This window comes from Streptomyces sp. NPDC002602, from assembly GCF_042889445.1.
In the GTDB taxonomy this organism is placed as follows: Bacteria; Actinomycetota; Actinomycetes; order Streptomycetales; family Streptomycetaceae; genus Streptomyces.
On sequence record NZ_JBIAQX010000033.1, the window covers coordinates 23468 to 29824 of the forward strand.

Sequence of the window (6357 nt, forward strand, 5' to 3'; positions counted from 1 at the left end):
GACTGGCAGCGGCTGGTTGACGTCTGTCCGGCAGACGGTCTTGATCTTCCTGGCGACGGTCCCTACGGACTTCTTCGCCGGATAGGTGTAGACGTACTGCCGATCAGTGAGCCTTTTCCAACCTCATGCTGAGGCGTGGTGAAGGACGAGGATGGCTTTCACGATGTCGGTGATCCGGTTGGTGCTGCGGCGAAGCTTCCGCAGTAGGCGCCAGCCCTTCAGAACGGCCATGGCCTGTTCGCCGACGCAGCGGATCTTGACGTGGCTGCTGTTGTGCCGTTGCTTCCAACGCCTGAGTTGGCGGCCCCGAAAGGGGACCCGGATGTGCCGGCCAGCGCCTTGGTACGCCTTGTCCGCCCAGCACTTCAGTCCCGTGGCGGCGAGCGCATCGACGATCCCGTGGGTTCGGGCGGCCGTCAGGTCATGGGTGGCTCCGGGCAGGGCCGGAGAAGCCCACAGCAGTCGGCCGAATGGGTCGGTGAGGACCTGCACGTTCATGCCGTGCCGCTTATGTTTGCCCGAGTAGTACGGGGTGTCGGCGGCGATCCGGTCGATCGGCAGCAGCGTGCCGTCCAGGATCACGAACGCCTTCGCCCGGACCGTCTCCATCACCTCCGCCAGGGTCGGTGCCCGAGAGGCCAAAACTTCGATGGCCTCGCGTATGTACCGGTAGACGGTCGCGACGCCGATTGCGAACCGGCGGCAAGCTGGGCATAGGTATCGCCGCACCGCAGATGGGCCAAGGCGAACAGGGCCTGACGACCGGCGGGCAGTCGTCGCCACCGAGTCCCGATCTGTCGTCGTCGAACCGCGAGCTGCTCGGTCAGCTGTCGCAGGCTACGGCTGGACAGATCGATCGACGACGGGTAGACAAGCACGGAAGCTCCTGGCGGACACGGGTGATCTTGGTCGAGACCCCGTCTACCAGGAGCTTCATCGCTACGTACAGTCCTTGACCCCGAACAGGTGAATTTCGCTGCCAGGTTGCAAGAGGTGGTCTGCCGGCGAATTCGCCAGGAAGGGACAGATGTGACCTCGTTCGATGTCAGCAAGCCGGAGACGCCCTGGGTCATCTTCGGGCCCCGCGACGCGGTTGAGTTCAGGGAGCAGACGGCGGCTCTTAGTGCCGCAGGCGGCCGGGTGTACGAAGTGCAGGCCCGCGACCTGGTCGACGGGGCGGCCGTGTGTGACGCTTTCGCCCGGGCGGTCGGATACCCCGGCTCTTTCGGCTGGAACTGGGATGCCCTGGTCGACCGTCTCGACGACCTCGGCGACGCCCTCACAGGCGGAGTCGGGCTCGTCATGGTCGTCCGAGGCGCCGATGCGCTCCTCGGGGCGGACCACCTCAAGCTGTTCATGACGATGCTCTGCATCGGGGCGGACCGCGCGAACAACGAGGTGGATCCTGATGGCAACCTCACGGACGAGCCGGTGGTGATCGAGCACTTCCTCTTCCTGCTCGACGACGTCTGTGCCGAGGGCTTCGCGGCGGGGATCGAGTACCCCGACCTCGTCGTCCGTGTGGAGGGTGACTTCCTCACGGTGGCCCTGGACCTCGATGTCTGGCGACCCAAGGCGGCCGGGCGCCCGAAGATCTCCTGATCCCGGGCCGTCCGGTACCCGCGTTGGCTCCTCGGGCCAGCCCAACACCTGGGCCGCCGGCATGTCTGCGTGCATGCCGCTCACCAACGCAACTAGGAGGTTGGAAAGGACTCAGTGACTCGCTTGCGGTGACGCTGGATGCGCCATCCGAGGAAGTCGAGGCCCTCGTCGATGTGGCTGATCCTCGTCTTCTCCATCGACAGGCGCATGCCCATCGGTGCGAGGACCGCTGCCACCTCCTCGCGAAGCACGTCGAGGTCGATCGAGCGGAGCGTGTGGGGCATGACGCGGGCGGCGTCGGCGATGACGAACGCGTCGCGGGCATCGGTCTTGGCCTCGCCGGGATAGAGGTCGGCGATCCGCCGCATCGTCAGTCCGGGCAGGTAGGCGACCGGGCAGTCCATGTCCCGGGCCACCGCCAGTGGCAGAGCGCCGATGGAGGCCGGCTGGTCGACGACAACGAGCACGGTCCCGTGCTTGGCCTGCAGTTTTCCGGGGACCTCGCTGAGTTTCGGTTCGCTGTTGGGCAGCCGTTTGTCGAAGGCCTTCTTCCCGGCGGGGGTGACGGCGGTGGCATGGTGTTCGCCCTTGCCGACGTCCAGGTCGAGGAAGGCGCCGATGCCGCTGATGTCGATCACACGCTTCCTCCGGTCGTCCGCTTCGTCCGGCCATCCCGCGGCATCGATCGCCACATCCACATTACGAAGAGCCTCCCGACCTGCGGAAAGGCCGGTGGTCATGCCCCTAGTCAGCGGTCTGTCGATGCCTCCGGAGCCGGTGACACCACCCCCCAAGACATGCGATCGACAGGGGGAGAAAGTCATGCCAACTCCGAAGGTCGGGCGCCCCGTTGGGGGGTAACGAAAACGGTAATGGGGGGTGGTGTTGAGGTTCTGGCCTCCCGGGGGCCGAGCGGGTCACGGTGTCGCCTGTCGACGCGGTGCCTCGAGAAGCTGGCGGGGTTCCTGGAGGTAGTGTCCGGCCGCACATGGCTGGGTGGAGGACCGGGTGTGGACCGCGTCGGGGGTGGCCACCTTGATCGGCCGGAAGTTCCACGTCATTTACAGTGTCTCCGGCGCCACCCGGTTGATGCACCGGGTGCGCTTCAGTCCGCAGGTCCCCGCCTGGCGGGTGGCCGAACGCGATGAGCGGGCCGTGACCGCGTGGAAGGTGGTGACCTGGGCGGAGGTAAAGGGTCCGGGTGGCCTGTGGGGGCTACGTCCGCTTCGAGGACGAAGCAGGCTTCACCCGACGGTCGCCCCGGGGTCGGAGCTGGGGCTGGCAGGGTCGGGCCGAGGCCCAACGCCTTCGCGAGCAGACGGAACGGGATCGGAGCAGGGGAACCGCGGAAGCCCGGGCCCGCGCCGAGAAGGCGGCCTCATCCACCTCCCGCGCCAGGTCACGGCAGCCGCGCCCAAACTCCTCCACCGTAGCGCTTGAACACCGTGGCCCCGTGGCCCGCGTCCAGAGCCGATCGGCAACCCCTACCCGCCACGTTCCGGTGCGCACCCCGGAGACCACGTCGGGCGGCTTCCGCCGGGTGCTCGCCACTCTCCGAACCTCGCCGGATCCTCAGCACCCCGCCGTGGCCATCCGGTCTCGAGTGAGCAGGCAGAATCAGCGGGGTAAGGATTCGATACCTTTTCCCGCAACTGTGGCGGCCGGTCCGGGTCCTGCGGGTCGGGGCCGCAGGAAGCCGGCACGGTCGCGGGTCCGGCATGGCAGTCCCTCGTGCGCCGGCTACGGCTGCACGCACCCCGAGTGCATGGCCGCAGCCCGGCGGGACCGTTCCCGGCGTCTAGGACGCCGTCGATACGCGATGCATCGGCGATTGCCGCCCCTGCCTGCACGCGCCTGGGTTCGTTGTTTCCTGCGGGAAACAACGAGCCCCCGCCCGAACCGAACCGAGGGGTGGCGGCGCCTCTCTAGTGCTCTGACCGCATACCTTCGCCGGGTTGGGCGGGTGTGGGGCCATTAATGCCAGCTACCTGGCGGAGGCATCCGCCTATGCTCGGCTCGTGCAGCCGCTTTCCGACCGCAGCAATCCGTTGATCACGGCGTTCCCAGCCGAGCTTGCAAGCGATGCCGAGGCAGTTCTGGCGGTGATGCCTGATTCTCGGCTCCAGCCGCATGCCTCGTTCTCGGTCGATGTCGAGGGCCAGCAGGTTTTGATCCCCGGGCGCCTCTACCACGACGAGCCGCCCACTGACCGGGTGGCGTCGCTTTCGTCGCGCCAACAACAGCTTCTGCACTGCCTGTACTCAAGGCACTGCGACGGCATGGTCAGGCAGCGCCACCTGGAGAAGGTCGTTGGTTCCACGGACCCATGGGTCGTCCCCTTCGTCGTGCGGTTGGTTGGCGAATACGTCTTGGAGATCCTGGTCGTCATCTGCGATGAGCTCCGTGATCTCGCCACGCCCGGCACCTGCGGCCACCTCGCTTACGGGCAGTTCCTCGTGGACAACCCTGCCTTCTTCGCGCGCACTCAACGGCGGGTCGTGAGCTACTGGAGCTGCTACTACCGGGGCACCTACGCGAGTTTTCGGGGCTACCCGGGGTGCACGATTCTTGACCTCCTAGGGTCCGCTGCCTCCGACAGAGCAGGACATCCCTGGCCCAACCTCGCTCCAGCCGGCGCCAGGGTGGACGGCTACTGCTAGGACCCGGCCGGGCAAGGTCGCCGGGCTGGTCAAGCGGCATCGGCGAGGGAACGTCCGCCCCAACGGATGCCCTTCTCGCTGCGGATGCGAGCGCGCTCGCGGCGCTGGGCTGCGAGCACGTCGGGGTGACGGGCATTCGCGTTGCGCCAGCGCAGATGGGCGTGCAGGGCCCGGGTCTGCACGGTGTGGTTGCGGTGGTTGGAGTTGGCGATGGTGAACTGCCGCAGCGGCCCGAAGTGCGCCTCGATTGGGTTGGCCCAGGATGCGTATGTCGGCGTGAAGCACAGCTCCACGCGGTTCTTCTTCGCCCAGCGGCGGATCGTCTCGCCCTTGTGGGCGGACAGGTTGTCCAGGATGACGTAGATGGGGGCGCCGTCCGGTCGCGCGGCCCGGACCGATCTGAGCGCGGCCAGCGTGTTCGAGGCGCCCTTCTTCCGGCGGTTGACGCCCCAGAGCGTGTCGTCACCGACCTGGCTTCGTTCACGTCGAGGAGCAGCGTTTCGACAGCAGTTCGGGAGTCACCCAGGTCGGCGATGCTGAGCCGTTGTTCATGACGCCGGGAGGCACCGCCCAACGTCGGGACGTCGCACTGGCGGTCTGGGCGTCCTCGGGAGGCGGGTGGCCAAGGACAAAAGCGCTGGCTACGCCAGGTGGTCCGTAGTGCGGCTCCCATGCCGTCTCACGGCCGCCTGTGGCGTGCTGCCTTCCGTTCCCGGGCTCTGGCACAACTTCTGTGGACCTGGCGCGATGCGGCCAGGTCCGTGCGCTGGACCAAGTCCAGGCCGGCTGCAGTGCCGACGGGATTTGAACCCGCGGACAGATGGGAGCAGGTCCGCTCCGTCTCCGTCAGTCGCCGTGGGAGGGACCTCGCCCACGTCGATCGCAATGGGCCGCTCTGCCACGGCACCGCAACCTGCGGGAATGCGCGCACTCCCGCTGCGACTCAGGGTAGAGACACCGTTCTCTGCGGACGAATCGTTATCCGGGAAGCCGAAGACCACTGCCATGGGCCCACAGAAGTTGTGCCAGAGCCCGAGAAGCGGAGAAGCGACAGCACTTGTACCCGAGATTGGGCAGCACTCAGGCGTCACAGAAATCGAACATGGTTCGTGCCGCGTCGCCAGAAGCCATGATGCAGGCAGCTGTGAAGCCGGGGAGGGGCGCCCCGATGAGCGGAATCCCGGCGAAGCCGTCTACTGCCTGCTGTTGGCCTCAGCGGCTGGAGGTTCGCGGGTGTCCTGCTGCCGGATCCCTCGTTGGTCATCGTATGAAGATCATCGCTGCCGCCGCGCTTGCTGGCGCGGCTCTGCTCGCCACCGCCGTCCCCGCCCTCGCTGACGAGGAACCCGCCTCTGGCCATGGCATCCTGCAAGAGGCCAACGCAAAGGGTGGCAACGACCCGCTCACGGGCGACCCGATCAAGACCTCCACCAGTTCCACCACGAACCTCAACGGACAGACGGGTGCAGTAACCAGGCTGGTGGACTTTCTCGCCAGCAAGAACACGTCGGACTAAGGCCGCAGAGAATCCGGCCGCGCTGTAACTCAGGCCGCGGCTGAGGCGCGTCCGCCGCCCGGCGGACTCAACCTCCAAATCGAACGGCTACCTCCTTAAGTGAAGGAGGCTGCGGCAACTCCTGTGACTGCCGTGCCAAGGGCTCCAACGGTGGCGCCTAGGACGGCGGCAAGTCCTGCATCCATCGCGCCACTGTGACGGCGGCGGGTACACGGATAGCGCGAGACGCTGATCGGCCATGCGCAATCAGGACAGCCAGCGGCATAAAGCCCCCGCGCCGCTGCGGTCCTCGTGGGCCTCGTCGCGGACGGCTGCGGACCGCGCGGTGGAGACAAGGGGGCGGCAGGGTAGGTTTGCGAACCGGGCGTCGTATGTGGTCGCCGAGGTAGGCGACGTCCTCGATCCACCCGGGGCGGTCTAAGGGCTGTCCCGTAAATGATCTTTGAGTCGCCGTGGGCAGGTTCAGTCGTGGTGCGATCCTCTCGTCTATCCGGCGAGGGCGAGGTTGTGCAGTCGGGCGATGCCGAGCATGGCGTGGTGGACGCCGTCGCCTTTGAGGCGGCAGTCGCGGAGGATCTT

4 protein-coding genes, 1 tRNA gene and 4 pseudogenes are annotated in these 6357 nt (G+C 67.1%); 4 read left to right on the top strand and 5 right to left on the bottom strand.

Features of this window, described 5'->3' with window-relative positions; all coding sequences use genetic code 11:
- Positions 1-123: 123 nt before the first annotated feature.
- Positions 124-878, bottom strand: a pseudogene (locus tag ACFYW3_RS38430) (transposase family protein).
- Positions 879-1029: 151 nt separating this feature from the next.
- Between ACFYW3_RS38430 and ACFYW3_RS38435 the strand changes: the two are divergent.
- Positions 1030-1602 carry a barstar family protein gene (locus ACFYW3_RS38435; RefSeq protein ID WP_389388944.1) on the top strand — a complete coding sequence of 191 codons (573 nt, stop codon included), beginning with the start codon at positions 1030-1032 and terminating at the stop codon, positions 1600-1602.
- Between the two features lie 256 nt (positions 1603-1858).
- Here ACFYW3_RS38435 and ACFYW3_RS38440 read toward each other — a convergent pair.
- A pseudogene (locus ACFYW3_RS38440) lies at positions 1859-2240 on the bottom strand (IS110 family transposase); the annotation flags it as partial.
- 388 nt (positions 2241-2628) lie between these two features.
- Between ACFYW3_RS38440 and ACFYW3_RS38445 the strand changes: the two are divergent.
- A complete protein-coding gene (locus tag ACFYW3_RS38445; protein ID WP_389388945.1) occupies positions 2629-3042 on the top strand; it encodes a winged helix-turn-helix domain-containing protein in 414 nt (137 codons plus the stop codon).
- A gap of 578 nt (positions 3043-3620) precedes the next feature.
- A complete protein-coding gene (locus ACFYW3_RS38450) occupies positions 3621-4262 on the top strand; it encodes a hypothetical protein (RefSeq protein WP_389388946.1) in 642 nt (213 codons plus the stop codon).
- A 29-nt stretch (positions 4263-4291) separates the two neighbouring features.
- Here the strand turns inward: ACFYW3_RS38450 and ACFYW3_RS38455 are convergent.
- Together ACFYW3_RS38455 and ACFYW3_RS38460 are read right to left on the bottom strand one after the other, a co-directional pair.
- Positions 4292-4732 (bottom strand): annotated as a pseudogene (locus ACFYW3_RS38455) (transposase); the annotation flags it as partial.
- 319 nt (positions 4733-5051) lie between these two features.
- Positions 5052-5170, bottom strand: a tRNA-Gly gene (locus tag ACFYW3_RS38460).
- Between the two features lie 359 nt (positions 5171-5529).
- On the opposite strand from ACFYW3_RS38460, the gene ACFYW3_RS38465 reads away from it, so the two are divergent.
- The gene (locus ACFYW3_RS38465) at positions 5530-5778 is read left to right on the top strand and encodes a hypothetical protein (RefSeq protein WP_351757373.1); all 249 of its coding nucleotides are present in this window, start codon (positions 5530-5532) and stop codon (positions 5776-5778) included.
- A 486-nt stretch (positions 5779-6264) separates the two neighbouring features.
- On the opposite strand, the pseudogene ACFYW3_RS38470 reads toward ACFYW3_RS38465, so the two are convergent.
- Positions 6265-6357 (bottom strand): annotated as a pseudogene (locus tag ACFYW3_RS38470) (IS5/IS1182 family transposase); the annotation flags it as partial.